General features: G+C 47.9%; 14 protein-coding genes. 9 read left to right on the top strand and 5 right to left on the bottom strand.

Features of this window, described 5'->3' with window-relative positions; genetic code table 11:
• Window positions 1-2: 2 nt before the first annotated feature.
• Entirely contained in the window at window positions 3-1,022 is a 1,020-nt protein-coding gene (locus KF839_RS09685) for a molecular chaperone DnaJ (protein WP_292917638.1), read from the bottom strand.
• Window positions 1,023-1,355: 333 nt separating this feature from the next.
• Between KF839_RS09685 and KF839_RS09680 the strand changes: the two genes are divergently transcribed.
• Entirely contained in the window at window positions 1,356-1,574 is a 219-nt protein-coding gene (locus KF839_RS09680; protein ID WP_292917637.1) for a hypothetical protein, read from the top strand.
• A gap of 14 nt (window positions 1,575-1,588) precedes the next feature.
• Here KF839_RS09680 and KF839_RS09675 read toward each other — a convergent pair whose 3' ends face one another.
• Window positions 1,589-3,328, bottom strand: coding sequence for a diguanylate cyclase (locus KF839_RS09675; RefSeq protein ID WP_292917636.1), 1,740 nt, complete (start codon window positions 3,326-3,328; stop codon window positions 1,589-1,591).
• Window positions 3,329-3,524: 196 nt separating this feature from the next.
• Between KF839_RS09675 and KF839_RS09670 the strand changes: the two genes are divergently transcribed.
• From KF839_RS09670 to KF839_RS09640, 7 genes are all read left to right on the top strand, one after another.
• Window positions 3,525-4,316: a DUF1499 domain-containing protein gene (locus KF839_RS09670; RefSeq protein ID WP_292917635.1), complete on the top strand. Its 792-nt coding sequence runs from the start codon at window positions 3,525-3,527 to the stop codon at window positions 4,314-4,316.
• Between the two features lie 256 nt (window positions 4,317-4,572).
• Window positions 4,573-7,377, top strand: coding sequence for a monovalent cation/H+ antiporter subunit A (locus KF839_RS09665; protein WP_292917634.1), 2,805 nt, complete (start codon window positions 4,573-4,575; stop codon window positions 7,375-7,377).
• Window positions 7,377-7,706, top strand: coding sequence for a Na+/H+ antiporter subunit C (locus KF839_RS09660; protein WP_292917633.1), 330 nt, complete (start codon window positions 7,377-7,379; stop codon window positions 7,704-7,706). Before KF839_RS09665 ends, KF839_RS09660 begins: the two co-directional genes overlap by 1 nt.
• Window positions 7,703-9,238: a monovalent cation/H+ antiporter subunit D gene (locus tag KF839_RS09655; protein ID WP_292917632.1), complete on the top strand. Its 1,536-nt coding sequence runs from the start codon at window positions 7,703-7,705 to the stop codon at window positions 9,236-9,238. The genes KF839_RS09660 and KF839_RS09655 overlap by 4 nt, the downstream gene beginning before the upstream one ends.
• Complete coding sequence (locus tag KF839_RS09650; RefSeq protein ID WP_292917631.1) at window positions 9,235-9,735, top strand: Na+/H+ antiporter subunit E; 501 nt, start codon at window positions 9,235-9,237, stop codon at window positions 9,733-9,735. Before KF839_RS09655 ends, KF839_RS09650 begins: the two co-directional genes overlap by 4 nt.
• Window positions 9,729-9,998, top strand: coding sequence for a K+/H+ antiporter subunit F (locus tag KF839_RS09645; protein WP_292917630.1), 270 nt, complete (start codon window positions 9,729-9,731; stop codon window positions 9,996-9,998). The genes KF839_RS09650 and KF839_RS09645 overlap by 7 nt, the downstream gene beginning before the upstream one ends.
• Before the next feature lie 3 nt (window positions 9,999-10,001).
• The gene (locus tag KF839_RS09640; RefSeq protein WP_292917629.1) at window positions 10,002-10,343 is read left to right on the top strand and encodes a Na+/H+ antiporter subunit G; all 342 of its coding nucleotides are present in this window, start codon (window positions 10,002-10,004) and stop codon (window positions 10,341-10,343) included.
• Window positions 10,344-10,513: 170 nt separating this feature from the next.
• Here the strand turns inward: KF839_RS09640 and KF839_RS09635 are convergent, their stop codons facing one another.
• Genes KF839_RS09635 through KF839_RS09625 form a run of 3 tightly spaced genes read right to left on the bottom strand, consistent with a single transcriptional unit; the run spans window position 10,514 to window position 16,160 of the window.
• Window positions 10,514-13,666, bottom strand: a complete 3,153-nt coding sequence (locus KF839_RS09635; protein ID WP_292917628.1) for an efflux RND transporter permease subunit — start codon at window positions 13,664-13,666, stop codon at window positions 10,514-10,516.
• A gap of 5 nt (window positions 13,667-13,671) precedes the next feature.
• Window positions 13,672-14,826: an efflux RND transporter periplasmic adaptor subunit gene (locus KF839_RS09630; RefSeq protein WP_292917627.1), complete on the bottom strand. Its 1,155-nt coding sequence runs from the start codon at window positions 14,824-14,826 to the stop codon at window positions 13,672-13,674.
• Window positions 14,823-16,160 carry a TolC family protein gene (locus KF839_RS09625; protein ID WP_292917626.1) on the bottom strand — a complete coding sequence of 446 codons (1,338 nt, stop codon included), beginning with the start codon at window positions 16,158-16,160 and terminating at the stop codon, window positions 14,823-14,825. Before KF839_RS09625 ends, KF839_RS09630 begins: the two co-directional genes overlap by 4 nt.
• Before the next feature lie 291 nt (window positions 16,161-16,451).
• On the opposite strand from KF839_RS09625, the gene KF839_RS09620 reads away from it, so the two are divergent.
• Window positions 16,452-18,521 (top strand): di-heme-cytochrome C peroxidase, encoded by a 2,070-nt coding sequence (locus KF839_RS09620; RefSeq protein ID WP_292917625.1) that lies wholly within the window; start codon window positions 16,452-16,454, stop codon window positions 18,519-18,521.
• The last annotated feature ends 16 nt before the right edge of the window (window positions 18,522-18,537 follow it).

The raw sequence follows: 18,537 nt of genomic DNA, 5'->3' as shown, positions 1-18,537 counted from the left end.
AATCAAACTTGCAGGGACACAAAATTACCGTGGCGTTGATCGAATTTTGCAGCTAAAAACCGTGTACCTATCGAAAACCCACCACCTTCTTGGCGGGTATGTGTGACTTCCGCCACCGCTTGGAAATTGGGTGCGTCGATTTTGATAATGTCGCTTCGATCCAGCATCACATTTGTCAAAAAACGAATACCGGCGGGGGATAAATCCTGGAAGATTCCTTGACATGGCCGCCCCGGCCAAAACAAATAATATGTCAATTGCCCGCGCACATTGATGCGGGTAAGCGTGCGAAAAGGAGATTCCAGATGACCTTGTTCGAAAGCCGCCAAAGGACTGCCGCACTCCAGGCAATTTTCATTTTGATAAAAACCAATCCGCGATACATACGGTGTTTTACAAAAAGAACAATAATGTGTAATGACAGCCCGATAGGGTTCGATTGAAGATCGTGCGGAACTGGCGATGGTTTCGAATAAAGCGGGAAATTGCTCTTTTTTGGCTCTCACATCTTCTTTAGCCGCTTGCCACAAGTCGCTAACCAATAAAGCATCATAATGCTTACGCGAGGCTGGATTGGATAAAATCCGGTAAGCTTCATCCAACAATGCGTGATTATTCGGAGAATTTTTTCTTAATGCCCAGTAGCTTGCCGTAATTGTCGTAATTGGCGCATCCGCTTGCACCTGCAAAATCCGGTAATAGTTGCGTTGCTTAAAATCCACGGCACCTTCGGCATGCTGATTATCCACGCCGGGGTTTACCGTAGGCGCACCCAGCGCGCCTTGGCTCAGTACTTTAATATGGTAGCGCTTCAATAATTCACGATCATATTCGATCCGCTTATAGGGATCCCGTAAGGTATTAAAAGCGAGATTCAATAGATCCGCATTCCAGTCCGCATTTTCCAATTCTGGATACGTTTTAAGTTTTTGCATCCAAATCCGGTAACTCTCGTCAATAACCGTCATTGGCGCATCGGGTTGAACATGCAGAATACGATAATAATTGCGCCGTTCAATCATGATCACTGGAAATAAAAGGTGCCTGGTTTATCCAAGAGTTGCTATTTTCATTCTATCTCAATGGCTTGCAATCATAATCGAAAGCTTGTTATCCGTACATAGGAATCGACGCTCTATTTATGAAATCAGCCTTCTTTTTTGCTTACAGAACAAGATCCAAACGAGTTCAAATCCGATAAGCCCCTGGAAAATTGGATTCTACAGGCTGTTGTAACACGCTTCCTTTCCTCAATATTTAAATACCGGCAAAAACCGTTGTTACTCCTTGATTTAGTTTGATTCCCGGCATGTTTTACTATAACCGTCACTACCCCTGAAGTAAGGAGATTTGTTATGTTCAGCAAAAAACTTTCTGCCGGAAAATCTGATGGTATCCACAGCAACAATAGCGATATTGACGATGAAGGTGTTTTAGCCGATGGCATGATCCCGGATAGCCGGATTATCAAATTAATCGATGAACTGGAAATTAACAACGATGACTTTGGTAGAAAAACAGCATCCGATGCCGTACAAGAAAACTTAAAACCGGATCCTCACAACGGAAAATAGCCTACTCAAAGCAACTACCTATCAAGCCCTTCACTCGCGCCACTGCCGCCAGCTGCTGAAAAATCCGAGCATACGCAATTACGGCCTTGTTTTTTAGCGCGATATAATTGCTGATCCGCACTCGCAATCAATTCGTCCAATGAAATATGATTGTTTTGATTGCTTACAACACCAAAACTAGCAGAAATTGTAAGTTTCTCACCTTTCTCGGACGACACTTGCAGCAAACTGATTTTATTACGCACTCTTTCCGCGATGGTTATTGCGTCTTGCAGCCGCGTTTCCGGTAAAAAAATTAAAAATTCCTCACCTCCCCAACGCGCCAGAATGTCACCGCTTCGCGCCTCTCTTTGTAATGTTTCCGCTAATTGCACTAAAACCTGATCGCCCAGCGCATGACCGTAATTGTCATTCAGCAACTTAAAGTTATCGAGGTCGAGCATGATTACAGAAGTGCTGCTTTTGCTTCGTAAGCTTATAGACCAGATCGGTTTTACATATTTATAAAAAGAGCGGCGATTATTCAAGTTTGTCAGTAAATCAATACCGGCCATTTTCTCGGCAGCCAATTTTTCCCTTTGATTCATTTCAAAGCGCGCGGCAAGCGCCAATGCCAGCAAGATCGCATCCAACGTCATGCCAATATCCACAGCGCGGTAAGTCAACCAGTTAAATGGAATAAAACCCCACACGGCATTGGCCGTGATGACGCCCCCGCATATCGTCAGGATTGACGCAATCAGAAAGTATTTCGCAAATTTATTCCCGATTTTCAGTGAAATAATTCCTAAAATCACAGCCGCCACATAGAAGCAGAAGATAAAAACAAACGATATCGCTAATGCAACGACCAGCTCATCCAGGAACATCGCCGCCAGCACTAGTGTACAAAAAAATAGGCAACCTAGAATGATGAAGCGATATACGCGCGGCCAGGTTTTTTTGACATCCAGGAACTGCAACGTGAATGCAAATCCGCTGGTAGTACCCGCCGCAATCAATACTGCGCTGGCCCAGCGCTGCCAATGGGGGGAATCCGGCCACAACCACTGATAACCGTGGCCCGTGTAAGCTAGATTTAATGCGATAAAGAACAACAAGAAGATGGAATACAACAGATAGGAACCGATCCGCAAACCGATATACAGGACCAAATTGTAAGCGACCAAGGCCACAATTGCACCATACATCAGACCGTAACTATAAGCATTCAGTAAATCCTTGCGCTCCAATTGTTCGGCATTCATGAAGTAAATGGGAAGAACCATGGCATCATCCGCTTCCACCCGAATTAGAATCAGCGTATCGCCGTGATTGAAAGTATGTTCAATTACAAAGAAACGATGATTGATCGGGCGTTGCGAGAATGGCAGACTATCCCCGGTATGAAAGCTGCTGACTAATTGGTTCTCTCGGAAAAAGAAAACATCGATTTTATCTAACCAAGCATTCTCCAGTAACAACTGACGTACAATCGGTTCATGATGCGCATTAGTGACATCCAAGGCTAACCACACCGGTTTTGCGCCGATACCGAAATTCATCACAGCGGACTGTGAGGGTGTGAATTTACCGCTTTTGAATGCCTGAAGCGCGTCATATACGCCCAAATCGCTGTTTTCAGCTCGCATGAACTGAAAATATTGACCAATCACCGCGGGATATTCTTCGGTCGCATGAATGGCAGCCCTAGCGTTCAAACTTGAAATAATTGACACGAGCACCAGGCTCAGCAGTATAAATGTACGTTTCATGAAAAAATTGAATAGCGCCGAAGCAATGAGAAACTATCAAATCGATGAGTCAACGGATACATCACACAAATTTACAGGGTAAAGCTCCGCAATAGATCATTCGAAAAACTATTCGAAAAAAATTTTCTAATACAATTGCACATCTTTACTAAGGCAAGTGAAAATTGCAACCATCATTCATTTTTTCTCATTCATTATGAAACCAACCACAAACAAAAGAAAAAGTATTCCCGCACAACCGGCTCCGGCCATCAACAAACAACGATCTGATTTTACCGCCCGGAGCATGAAAACGGCGGTATTTGCCGCCATCCTTGCTGCGCTAGCGATTATTTGTCACCGTCTGGTTTTGATCGATTACCGTATGGCTTTGTTAGGGCTCTTCCTAAGCGCCGTCAGCGGATTGCTCGCGATTTTTTTCGGAGCGGTCGGGACCTGGCGCGCCAGACAAGCCAAGGAACCGGAGCTTGCCGCTACGCTTGGCGGCTCGATACTTGCGCTGCTAATCGTCGTTCCGCTGTTCACAGCCGCACTGAGTGGCTTAGGGAAACCGCCTATTCACGATATAACAACCGACTTGCGGAATCCTCCCGACTTCATTGCCATTTCATCCATCCGATCGGTTACTGATAATCCGTTGAACCGGTCCGAACCGGAAGATCTAGCCAGTCTACAGCAAGAAAGTTATCCGGATTTGAGTTCATTAGTCATTGACCGGCCTTTCGAACAAGTTTTCGAGCAAGCGATCACGCTGGTAAAAAAACAAGACTGGGAAATCGCTTTGGCATCCGCCGCCAATGGCCGGATCGAGGCGACCGCTTCCACTTTCGTCATGGGTTTTAAAGATGATGTGGTCATTCGAATTCAAGCCGAAGGTCACCAAACCCGTGTCGATATGCGTTCAGTTTCCAGAGTCGGGAGAGGCGATCTTGGCGCTAATGCCCAACGTATCCGATCTTTCCTTTCAGCGCTGAAGCAACAACGATAATCTTGGATAGCGCCATGAATCAATAGAATAGCCGAATGCGCAATCGGTTTGAACAATAATGGTATCATTAGGCTTATTACGTTTCCGGTCTGGCTCGGTTGCAAATGACACCTGAAGAATTAATGCAATTCCGATCAAATACGCAATCAAAATAAGATTCAAACCGACTCATGCAGTCATCGTTAAATTGTAGCTATTGAATGAAATTTCATCTATTGAATAGACTTGCTTCCAGCAAGCCGATCTATCCGTTTTTATGAATTTACTGTTTGTCGCTCTGATACCCTTTGCCGGAGCCATTTTTGTAGCCTCCATCTCTCGCCTTGGCCGACTATATTCGGCATGGGGAGCCGGTACCGTCACTTTACTTGCACTGGCTTTCTTATATCCAACCATCGCTGATGTTTTTGCAGAACAAACGGTCATACAACGCCTGCGTTGGATACCCACGCTCGGACTGGATCTTACGTTTCGTCTGGATGGACTGGGTTTACTGTTTTCGTTGCTAATCCTCGGTATCGGCATACTGATTATTCTCTACGCGCGATATTATTTATCCGAGCGGGATGACATGGGCCGGTTTTATGCCTATCTGATGATGTTCATGGGCTCCATGCTGGGAATCGTTTTATCGGAAAACGTCATCCAACTGCTGATTTTCTGGGAGTTAACCAGCTTGTCGTCGTTCCTGCTTATCAGTTACTGGCAACAGCGGCATGAATCCCGTAGCGGCGCACGTATGGCGCTCGCTGTCACAGGCGGCGGCGGACTGGCATTGCTGGGTGGTTTTTTGTTGCTGGGTGAAATTTGCGGTAGTTATGACCTGTCCGTGATTCTGGCTTCCGGCGACATCATCTCTAATCATCCCTGGCATCTGCCGATGCTGTTATTGGTTCTATTAGGCGCATTCACCAAATCCGCGCAATTCCCGTTTCATTTCTGGTTGCCGAACGCGATGGCTGCTCCCACGCCGGTATCGGCTTACCTGCATTCAGCCACCATGGTAAAAGCCGGTGTATTTCTGCTGGCTCGCTTGTTTCCCGCTTTGTCGGGCACACCCGAATGGTTCTGGCTGGTTAGCATGACAGGCTTGGCAACCCTGCTCATTGCCGCCTACATTGCCATGTTCGAACACGACTTGAAAGGATTGCTCGCTTACTCGACGATCAGTCATTTGGGTTTAATTACTTTGCTATTTGGCATGGATACGCCTCTTGCAGCGGTTGCGGCGGTTTTTCATATTATCAATCATGCCATTTTCAAAGCATCTTTATTCATGGCGGCAGGGATTATCGATCACGAAGCAGGTACACGCGACATGCGCCGTCTGCGCGGGCTGTGGCAATTTATGCCGCATACGGCATCATTGGCGATGGTGGCCGCGGCTTCCATGGCTGGGGTTCCGCTATTCAACGGCTTTCTATCCAAAGAAATGTTTTTTGCTGAAACGTTGTACCACACCAATCAACCGTGGGGTTGGCTGATGCCCATTGCGGCTACCCTTGCCGGTGTTTTCGCCGTGGCTTATTCGTTACGCTTCATCCACACGGTCTTTTTCAATGGCAAGCCGGTCGATTTGCCCAAAACACCTCATGAGCCACCGCGTTGGATGAAAGTACCGGTGGAATTACTGGTTGCCTTATGCTTACTGGTCGGCATGCTGCCGACGCTTACCGTTGAACCCATCTTGAACATAGCGGCTATGGGTGTACTTCAAGGGCCGGTTCCCGATCATGATCTCGCAATCTGGCATGGATTTAACCCGGCATTATGGATGAGTATTATTGCCCTTACCGGTGGCATTATCGTCTATCTGGGGCGCAGGCCGCTATCCGTATTGCATGATCAAATAGGAAATCTTTTTGAATTCAAGTCGCTCTACAATAACCTCATTGATTTTTTGTTCCGAACCGCCAGTCAATTAACCCGGTTACTCAATGCCAACTCTTTGCAGCGAATGGTACTGGTATTCATGCTCTTCACCATGGTACTCGGAGTGACCAGCTTTATCGACAGTCCATCCGCTTTAACCGGTGATCGCGGATTGCTACCCATCGATGCCGTCAGTTTGTTGATAACCATCATTTTGATGATGGCGGCGCTCGGGACTGTCATCATGCATCGGCAACGTTTGGTGTCACTCATTTTATTGGGTGCAGTGGGTTTGGGTGTATCCCTGGTTTTTGTCAAATTTTCCGCGCCGGACCTGGCTTTAACGCAATTATCCGTCGAAGTGGTAACCATTGTCCTCATGCTGTTAGCATTATATTTCTTACCGCAACAATCTCCTAAGGAATCCAGTCATTCGGCGCGCAGCCGTGACGCGCTCATCGCGGTTGCAGCCGGCACGGGTGTCAGTTTGCTGGTATGGGCGGTATTGACGCGCCCTTATGAGACGATCGCGGATTACTTCCTGAGCAACAGCGTTCCTGGCGGTGGCGGCACCAATGTCGTCAATGTCATACTGGTCGATTTCAGGGGTTATGACACGTTGGGTGAAATCACTGTGCTGGCATTAGCCGGACTCGGTATATACGCAATGTTGCACCGGCTGAAACTACCCGGTTCCGCAGCAGATCAGCAAGGGCGCCCTTGGGACAGCGATTTGCATCCGCTCATCATGGCATCGTTTGTGCGATTATTGTTGCCTCTGGCGCTACTGGTATCGGTGTACATTTTGTTACGCGGTCACAATCTGCCCGGCGGCGGATTTATCGCCGGGCTGATAACCGCCGTAGCGTTGATTATGCAATACCTGGCCAATGGTGTTAATTGGGCGCAAACACGTTTGACCATCAACATGCACACCGTGATTAGCGCTGGATTATTGATTGCAGCGCTGACAGGCATGGCAAGTTGGGCATTTGACCATCCCTTCCTGACATCCACTTTCGGTCATCTGAATTGGCCGGTAATTGGAGAATTCGAGCTGGCTTCCGCCATGGCTTTTGACTTGGGCGTTTATCTGGTAGTTGTCGGCACTACGCTGCTGATACTGACTTATTTGGGTTTTGTTCACAAAGAAAGTCATACGACTCGCGTGAGAAAGAGAAGCCGCTAATGGAAGCACTGGTATCAATATTAATTGGAACACTCACCGGTTGCGGTGTTTATTTGATTTTGCGGAATCGCACGTTCCCGGTTGTTCTGGGTTTAACTTTTTTATCTTATGCAGTCAATCTATTTTTACTGGTGATGGGCCGGCTCACGATCGGCAAGCCACCCATCATCATGGAGCATATGACGGAATACGCGGATCCGTTACCCCAAGCATTGGTACTAACCGCCATCGTAATCAGTTTTGCCATGACCGCTTTTGTCATCGTGTTATCCCTCAAGGCGTATCTTGAAATGGGAAACGATCACGTCGATGGAAAACATAAATCATGATCAGCCATATCGCGATACTCCCCGTTATCTGCCCATTATTGACAGGCACTCTATTATTGCTGTTGCAAAAACGAAGCTTGCAAACGGTACGTCTCATCAGCATCGCATCGGTAAGTGTTTTGGTTGTTCTAGCAGGATATTTGCTCAATATCGTCAGCGATGGCGAGATTCTGGTTTACGAACTTGGAAACTGGCCGCCGCCTTTTGGCATTGTTCTGGTTGCAGACCGCTTGGCAGTGTGGATGTTGTTTATCACTGCATTGGTTTCCATGTTCGCACTGCTTTACGCAACCCAGGGTACGGATAGTGATGGGCCGCATTTTCATGCGTTGTTTCAATTGCAGTTATTCGGTTTGAATGGCGCATTTCTGACAGGCGATTTGTTTAATCTGTTTGTATTCTTTGAAATTCTCCTGCTCGCCTCTTATGGTCTATTGTTGCATGGCGGCGGGCGGCTTCGCACAATGGCCGGCTTGCATTTTGTCATCATTAATCTGGTGGGTTCAACGCTGTTTTTATTTGCTGTAGGAACACTATACGGCTTGCTGGGAACACTGAACATGGCGGATCTCGCCGTAAAAGCCGCTAGAGCCGCTGATGAGGATATCGCATTAATCCGTACGGCAGGTTTATTGCTTTTTGCAGTATTCGCACTTAAGGCTGCGTTGTTGCCGCTTTACTTGTGGCTGCCAGCCGCCTATGCACACACCACGGCGCCGGTTGCCGCCTTATTTGCTATCATGACCAAGGTTGGAGCGTACAGTATTCTGCGGGTTTATACTCTGATCTTCGGTTCACAAGCGGGAAACGTTTCCGATTTGATCGATCCCTGGTTACTGCCGTTGGCTCTGGCGACACTGATCGCAGGCGTACTCGGCGTTCTGGCAAGTACATATCTACGGCAGCAAATCGCCTATTTGGTCATTGCATCCATCGGTACGCTGCTGATCGCTTTTGGTATCAATACCCATACCAGTATCGCTGCCGGATTGTTTTATCTGCCTCATTCGACTTTTGCAGCGGCAGCATTCTTTTTGCTCGCTGATATTATCGCTACGCGCCGGTTAGAGATCAACGACCGGTTCGAGCCAGGTCCGGTAATCCCGCATCAACGGTTAACCGGCGCTCTCTTTTTTATTGCGGCAATCTTGATTGCAGGACTTCCTCCGTTATCAGGCTTCATCGGAAAACTATTAATTCTGCAAGCAGCCTTACCACATACCGCATTGCCATGGATCATGGGCGCAATGCTGATTACCAGCTTATTCACAATTATCGCTCTGGCACGGAGCGGCAGTATGCTGTTTTACCGCGCGCAATTACAACAAGCATCCCATACCGCAACCGGTATCAATTCCCAACAAGCATTAACACCCGGCTTTAGCGGCCTGGCGATTGTGGTTTGCTTGCTGGCGTTATGCGCGGCCTTAACGATCGGAGCCGGCATCATCAGCGAATTTACACTGGCCACAGCAAATCAGTTGTTGCAGCCGGAAAACTACATATATTCCGTGTTAGGTACTGCAAAATGACAACACGTCCCCGTTTTCTGCCTCATCCAATCTTGTCGCCCCTATTGACCGGCCTTTGGTTGCTACTGACAAATAGCGTCTCGCCCGGGCAGATTCTTCTCGGATTATTGTTGGGCTGGGTGATACCTTTACTGACTCTGCGTTTCTGGCCTGAAGCTATTACCATCCGCAGACCATTTACTTTAATCCGGTATATTGGTTTACTGTTGTACGATATCATCATTGCTAATTTCACCGTTGCACGATTGATCCTTGGCAATCCGGATCGGCTTAAGCCGGTTTTTATCGAATTGCCATTGGACCTGACTTCCAGTCTGGCCATCGGCTTATTGACTAACAGCATCACACTGACACCCGGAACCGTGTCGGCGCGTTTGTCTGAGGATGGCCGCTATTTATTGGTTCATGCGCTCAATGAAAACGACCCGGATAATCTGATCGCAACGATCAAGGATCGCTATGAGCGCCCATTAAGGGAGATTTTCGAACAATGCTAGATTTCGCAATTACAGTGGCATTTGGATTGGTCGTATTGGCTATCGGTATGTGTTGCTGGCGCCTGTTGCTCGGTCCCAGCGCGCCAGACCGGATTCTGGCGCTGGATACTTTATATGTGAATGCCATCGCGTTACTGATGCTGCTGGGTATACATCTGGGTAACGCGCTGTTTTTTGAAGCAGCTTTGTTGATCGCCTTAATGGGCTTTATCGGCACGGTTGCACTGTGCAAGTATTTATTGCGCGGTGATATTATCGAGTAAGTCATGCTGGAATATTTACTATCATTTTTGATTCTGACCGGCGCCGCCTTCACTTTCATAGGCTCTCTAGGGCTATTGCGATTAAAGGATTTTTATATGCGTCTGCACGGTCCGACCAAAGCGACAACCCTGGGAGTCGGCAGCCTTTTAATTGCATCAGCGATATTTTTCAGCAGCCGCGATACCGGTATCAGCCTGCACGAAGTTTTGATCACACTATTTCTGTTTATTACCGCACCGGTCAGTGCACATTTACTCGCTAAAGCAGCGCTTCATCTGGATTTGCATTCGCGCGCGAAAACGCCTGTTAAATCAACGCAGCAAGAAAAGGGAAACAGGCTCTGAAACCAACGCCTACCCGGCACTCGTAGAAGACAACAGTTCGTCGAATATTCATCCAACCTCATAAACCCGTCTAGCCCAAACAAACACTACCCGGATAAACCGTCATCAGCAAATCGGCAAGCAACCCGTTATTACGGGGTGCAAATAAGATTATGCGACGGGCTTTTCGATCAGGATGGAGAGATTTCTTCTGTTTGATCGGATGGTAATGACTTAGGCTCGTCATCAAACCAGCGATAGAGCATTGGCATCACCACCATCGTCATCATGGTTGCGGTCGTCAAACCGCAAATAACCACGATGGCAAGCGGTTTCTGTACTTCTGACCCCAATCCGGTCGCTGCCAGAAATGGCGCCAGACCAAGCACTGTCGTAGCGGCAGTCATCATGACCGGACGAAAACGTTGTGCGCAGGCTTTTCTTACAGCCTCTTCCACGCCAAAACCTTTCTCACGCAACTCACGCACAAACGAAATCAGCACCACACCATTCAGAATGGACGTGCCCCACACGGCAATAAAACCTACCGAAGCCGGAACGGACAAGTACTGCCCGGTAACAAACAAACCAACCACACCACCAACCGACGCAAACGGCAATACCAAATAAATGAGCACTGCCAGCTTGATCGAATTGAACAGCATGAATAACAAGAAGAATATAGCTGCCAACGTGATCGGCACAATCACACCAAGCGTTGCCATCGCGCGTTCCATATTCTCAAATTGCCCGCCCCAGACGAAATAATAACCGGATGGCAATTTGATTTCTTTTGCAGTCCGCCGCTGCAATTCTTCGACAAAACCTCCCATATCACGACCGTGGACGTTAGCACCGACGACCACGCGCCGCTTGGCGAATTCTCGCGAGATGATCGCAGGCCCGTCAACCACTTTAATATCAGCTACCGCACTGAGCGGCACCAACATGCCGCCTTGCGCCATACCGTTCTGCACCGTCGTATTAACCGGTCTCAATAACAAATCTTTGATCGCTTCAACGTCATTCCGGAAACGCTCAGGGAAACGCAACAGCAGCGTGAAACGGCGCTCACCCTCAAAAACCTGCGTCACGGCTTTACCGCCGACTGCGGTGGAAATCAATTCGTTGACGTCGGAAACGTTAATACCATGGCGCGCAATAGCGTGCCGGTCGATATTGATAGTCAATTCATGTTGCCCGGATAAACGTTCGATGCGAATATCCCTAGCGCCCGGTGTTGATTTCACGATGCGCGCAACCTGTTCGGAAAGCTTGCGTAGTTTTTCCAAATCGTCGCCAAAAATCTTGATTGCCACTTGCGAGCGCACACCAGTAACCATTTCATCGACACGCTGCGCAATCGGCTGTGATAACACGATATTCACACCCGGTAACGCATCAAGTGCCTTGCGAATATCTTCTTCGATCTCTTCCTGGGTACGCCCGGAACCTTCCAAGTCCAAGTCAGCGATCGGATCGGATTCATTCTGCGAAGCGGGATCAGCAGGCGTATCGCCGCGTCCGAGTTTGGAAACCACGGATTTCACACCTGGCACGGCAGCAATCAGTTTCATCGCTTCGGTTTCCAGTTTGATGGCTTCTTCCAAAGAAATAGAAGGCGCGCGAATGATCACGGGTGTTGTGGCGCCCTCTTTCATGATGGGAATGAAAGACTTTCCCAAAAACGGAAATAATACAAAAGCGCCCATCAAACAGGAAATGGCAATAATCATGGTCTTTTTCTGATTCCCCATGGCCAGGTTGAACACGCGCAAGTAAGCGCCTTTGAGCACGGCCACGATTTTGGTATCCTGTTCGCTGCCGCCTCTGAGCAGATAATCGCTCAACACCGGGGATATCAGCAATGAAACGAAGAGCGCCACCAACAATGCAATCGCGATTGTCACCGCTAACGGACTGAAAGTTTTTCCTTCCATGCCTTCCAGCGTCATCAGCGGCAAGAATACCAATATGGTCACAAAAACACCGAAAATAACCGGTGTACCCACTTCTGAAACCGCATCGACGATCACCTGAAATTTGGATTTACCGGTATCCTTCGCTTCGCCAAGGCGTTGATAGATGTTCTCCACCACCACCACGGTCGGATCGACCATCATGCCCAAAGCAATGGTTAATCCGCCCAATGACATCAAGTTGGCGGGCATGCCATAGTAATTCATCACCATAAAAGTGACCAGTGGCGTGATAATCAGCGTAAAACACACGACGATACTGGTGCGGACAGTACCCAGAAAAATTGATAGCACTACGATCACCAGAATCAATGATTCCATTAACGTACTTTGCACTGTCGCCAATGCACCATCCACCAAATCCGTGCGATCATAGAACGGTACGATTTGTAAGCCGTTCGGCAACAGGCCGCGCTCGTTAATTTCGGCTACTTTTTCTTTGACACGCCCAACAATTTCCTTAGCGTTACCGCCTCGCAGCATCATTACAATCGCAGCAACCGATTCGGTATCACCGTTTTTAATACTCGCGCCTTGCCGCACCTCGCCGCCAAAATTGACCTCGGCAACATCGCGCACGTAAATCGGGACACCGTCCATTTCACGTAATACGATATTGCGGATATCGTCCAAGGTCGCGATGAGACCGACACCACGAATTAGATATTGCTCGTAATGCAAAGCCAAAATATTACCGCTGGCATTGGCGTTATTACTGGCCAAAGCGCGATCCACATCGGCTAGCGTCAAATCATAATGCCGTAATTTATTGGGGTCGGCATAGACCTGGTATTCCTTAACATAACCGCCAATCGAGTTGATTTCCGCTACACCGCGAATCGAGCGCAGCATCGGGCGCACCACCCAATCTTGTACGGTGCGCCGCTCCATCAATTCTTCGAATGTCAATGGGCGTTTACCGTCGTCAGGATGTTCAATCGTATACTGATACACCTCGCCCAGCCCTGTTGAAACCGCCCCCAATACGGGTGTAATGCCGGGAATCAGACGCGGCGTCACATCGATGATACGTTCCATCACTAATTGCCGGGCAAAATAGATATCCGTCTGATCAGTGAAAACCAATGTGATCAGCGACAATCCGCTTTTATTCATCGACCGCATTTCAACCAACCCCGGCAAGCCGGTCATGGCAATCTCGACCGGAACCGTCACCAATCTTTCCATTTCTTCGGGGCTACGGCCGATCGCCACCGTAGCGACTTGTACCTGAATATTAGTGACATCCGGAAACGCATCGACCGATAGACTCTTTACGGCAAATCCGCCAGCCACGCAAAGCATGATCCCAATAACCAAAACCAGCAGGCGCTGGTTTAACATCGCACGTACAATAACGGACATGGCAATTATTCCAATTCAGCAAGCTTGCGCTCGCTATCCAGATGAAAAGCACCTTCCATAACAATTCTCTGATCGATGGTAAGCCCGCTCAATATCGGACGAAAATCCGCTACCTCATGTCCCAGTTCAACAGGTGTCCGCTGAAAATGATTATTATCGGTCACGACAAAAACATAATCCTGGTTTAACTCACGAACCACGGCAGCTTCCGGTACCACCAAAGTTTTATGTTGCGAGTCGGTTATGTGCATGTTGGCCAGCATATCCGGCTTCAATTTACGCTCAGGATTTTCCACCATTACACGCGTCATCACCGTGCGTGTCAGCCGGTTAACCGTATCGGAAACAAAAATGATGATACCGTCAAAATCGGTATCACCGATTGCCGGCACATTGATTTCCACATGCTGACCCAGCCGCACGTCTCGCGCAATCTGCTCCGGCACATCGCCAACCACCCATACATGAGAAAGATCTGCGATTTGAAAAAGCGCATCGGCTGGCTGCACCACTTTGCCGACAATCACCTCACGTGAAATCACATAACCTTCCCGTGTTGCTTTGATATCCAGCCACGGCAACACTTTTCCTTTGCGCCGCAATTCCTTCAACTCCGTTTCACCCATACCGAACAATCGAAGTTGATCAGTCGCCGCAGCGAGTTCGGCTTGCGCAATTTCCGCGTCAGATTGGCGGCGTTCCACCTCGGCCAGCGGAATCGCATCGGCGACAAGCAAATGTTGTGCGCGTTCCAATGCCTTCGTGGTGACAACCACTCGTGATAAAGCACGCAAAAAAGCCAATTGAGAATTCGTTAAATCCGGGCTGGTAATCCGTGCCAGCGGCTGACCAGGTTTGACATAATCGCCTAGAATAACAAATAGTTCGATAATCCGTCCGGTCACATAAGAACCAATCTGCGCAGTTCTTTCTTCATCGATCTGAACTCGGCTAGGCACCAATATTTTGTCGGTAAGATCGACCAAAAGCGGGTTGCCGATTTTTAGCCGGCTGAGCAATTCCGGGCGAACTTCAATGCTGTTGATATCCCGCTCTTCATCGAATTGCCGGGAAGCTTGTTCATCGCTTCTTCCACCGCAGGCGGATAATAACAACGCCGCTAATAACAACGAGCCAATAATTATCGGGGTGATTTTCATTCTGAAATTAACTCCTTAGGATAATGCGCACGCAAGCGATCAATTTCAGCGGCAGCTGCGTGAAGATCGAAACGGGTTTGCAAGGCATCGGCCAGAATTCCGCGCAGTATCCGTTGTGCATCCAAAAATTCGATTAAATTACGCTCGCCGAATTTATAGGCTGCTTCAGCAACTCTGACCGCATTTTCCGCTTCTTTAATCAAACCACCGTCAAACATGGCAACTCGTTGCACAGCGATCTGATAAGCTTGCCAGGCTGCTTCGAATATTTGTTCAATTTCATAACGGCGATACTCCAAGGATTCACGGATTCGCGCAGAATCGTGAATAGCCGTATCAATCTCGCCTTTGCGCCGGTACCAAATCGGAATTCTGACGCTTAAACCTGCGCTATTGGATTGGAATTGCTGATCCTGATAATTGGAATACATCACATTCACCGACGGCAAAATCGAAGCACGTTCTTGGCTGATGCGTTGATTGGCACGCTCTTGTTCCGCTTCCAAGCGCACCACATCGGGATTAATTTTGACGACTTGCTGGCGTAATTCATCCAGCGATGGTAATTCAATCGGGTCTTTTAATGAACCTTTCACCTGGAAATTGACGGGTAAAACTCCGGCTGTAAGCTGCATTAAAAACACTTTGGCGCGCTCCGCGTTCAATCGCGCAGCTTCCTTGCGATTAGCCGCGCTCTGCAATTCCGTATCGGCACGAATCAGTTCGAAACGCGCTGCTTCGCCATGCTCCACATTGGCCGCAATACGCTGACGTACATTTTCCAATAAATCGTATATCGATTGCTCCAGCGCTGCCTGATCTTGCCGCAATAACAACTCGTAAGCACGGACACGCAGCAACGCTGCAAGATCGGTGTTAACTTGATCAAGACTTGCGCGACTGGCGTCAACGGCAGCTTCTGATGCGGCAATACGTGCGCTACGCATGAAAGGATTTTCGATCGGTTGAATGACGGTAACAGATTGCTGATAATTCGATGGCCCTGTCAATCTCTCTGGCAAACGCCTGTCCATCGGCCCCACCATAAACATAACTTCCGGATTGAGATAAGCCGTGGCTGCAATCACACCGCCTTTTGCCATACCCACTTGCGAACGCGCTGCAAGAACCAAGCCATTCGCTTGCAAACCCAATCGCTGTATCTCCTCGATGGTATAGAGCACAACCGGCCCATGCGACGTTCCCGTCGGCACTGGCACGCTCGGTCTAGGTAATTCATTTCTGAACGGCGCCATGGATGGTGCCATTTCCCGTATAGCAGGTGACGATGCGGGTTGTCTGAATGAATCCGCTCCTAAAGGTAACGGAGCCACCGGTTGCGCGAAAGTGATTTTTGATGCGATTATGACGATTAAGCTGAAAAACAGATGCCTAAATAGAAAAGTATGCATAAAATCCTTTGAAAAAACTGTGATGCTCTTCACATCCTTTTCACACAAAATAGGCTGACCATCATATATGAAATCGGCAATTTCATAGTATCAATATCAGCTGAAATAGGGGTTTTTATCGTTGCTAAAGAACAACATCAATATTCGACAATAGAATCGCACTGGATTTAAACAAATAAAACCTGAACACTTGCTGAACAGTATTACTTCCATATGACCTTTAAGCATAGAAGCAATCATTGGTTAAAAAGATTCTTATTAACAACCATTTTATTAACGATAACCTGGCTGATCATCGGTGTCTCTTGGCGATCCTATGAATTACGTGATACCGATGCGGAACGAGGGGCGCTTACTGGCGGCGCGGATAAATTCGGCGATCACTTTTCACGAACCGTTTATCTTGATCAGGGCTGGTCGGCTGCGGATAGCCTATGGTTCTACAATGTTCCGCAAGGTTCCAATTTATTACCGTATAGCTTTTTTCTAGCACTAGAACAATCGAACTCCAATGACTTGTTCCGCAGCGATAACAACATGGATCGCTACGGTTATCTGCCGCAACGCCCTACTGCCAGCAATCCGGATGGGTTACCCGTCGGCATGGTGCGTGATGAGTATCATGGCAAAACTTATATGGGATTCACTTGCGCAGCTTGTCATACTACTCAGATCAACTACCAAGGCACCGGAATTCGTATCGACGGCGGTCCGGCCAATTCCGATATGGAAACCTTCATGGTTGACTTGGCAGCCGCTCTGCACACTACCCTGGAGAATCCGGAAAAGCGAGATCGTTTTGTTACAAATGTATTGAAACACGGTGACTATAGCAAAATCAGCGACATCTTGGCCGATCTCACGAAATATACCCAACGCATCAAAACTTACACCATCATTAACTCACCACGAGATAGCAAGCGCCCGTTGACGCGCTATGGTTACGCCAGATTGGATGCATTTGGCCGTATTTATAATCGTGTGTTGGAACATGTCATGAGTGCACAGCAATTACGCGAATTACTGGCTGACATCTTATCCCAAGATGAGCTGACAGTCGTCATGTCAAATGTCGAGCCGGTTCTTAGTAGCCATGATCGCGATCATATTATTGAGAAAATTCAGAATTATTTAAGCGACAAGCAATTAATCCGGTTACGCAACAAGATCTATAACCCGGCCGATGCTCCTGTCAGCTATCCATTTCTCTGGGATATTCCGCAGCACGATTATATTCAATGGAATGGCAGAGTCGATAATAGCGGATTGGGGCCAATGGCTCGAAACGCCGGACAAGTCATTGGTGTTTTCGCGACTTTGGATTGGCAAGAAAAAGACGGCTTCACATTATCTTCGATATTAGGTGGGCAAGGATTCGATTCCAAACATATCGATTTTCAATCCTCAATCGACATCCGCAATTTGCGTCGCGTGGAAAATCATTTGCGCAAATTAACATCGCCGCCGTGGCCCGAGCATATCCTACCCAAAATCGATAAAGAACGTATGGCAAGAGGCGCTGAGATTTTTTCTCGATATTGCGCGATTTGTCACGGTCACATCAAGCGCACTGACCCGGAACGACGCATTGTCGCTAACATGATTTCAATTTCTTCCGTCGGGACTGATTCAAAAATGGCCACCAATGCGATTGATTTTCTTGGCTATAGCGGTATCCTCAGGAATCAGTATGTGGGTGTTAGTACTGGAAATATTTTAATACAGCAACAGGCACCTGCGGTAACACTGCTAACCGCAGCAACCCGCAATGTCGTCACGACTCCTGACAGCGATAAATGGTTTATCCGCAGATGGCTCGAACGGTCATTCGATTTTGCCTATACTTTTTTTGATAACGAAGTGCGATCATCTTTAAAAAATGGCAACTATTCCCCTGATACCACCGAGTCACCCTTCGCGTCCATAATGGCTTATAAAGCCCGTCCACTCAATGGGATTTGGGCAACCGCGCCTTACCTGCATAATGGCTCTGTTCCAACATTGTATGATTTGCTCTTGCCTAAACGACGGCCCGATGATCCTATCGACGGTGAGTATCGGCCGGATGAATTTATGGTCGGCGCACGTGCATTCGATCCCGAAAAAGTCGGCTTCAGAACAACGGGATACCAAGGATTTCTATTCCGCACGCATATTTGGGGCAATTATAACGAGGGTCATGAGTATGCTTCCGGTCGAACGCCACTACCCGACGGCTCCATTCTGCCGGCACTTAATAAAGAACAACGATTGGATTTGGTTGAGTTTCTTAAATCGCTTTGAAGAATTTACGACACGA

This window comes from Nitrosomonas sp., from assembly GCF_019635155.1.
Taxonomy (GTDB): Bacteria; Pseudomonadota; Gammaproteobacteria; order Burkholderiales; family Nitrosomonadaceae; genus Nitrosomonas.
Note: the sequence above shows the minus strand (reverse complement) of the source record. Positions and strands in the feature narration are given on the sequence as shown.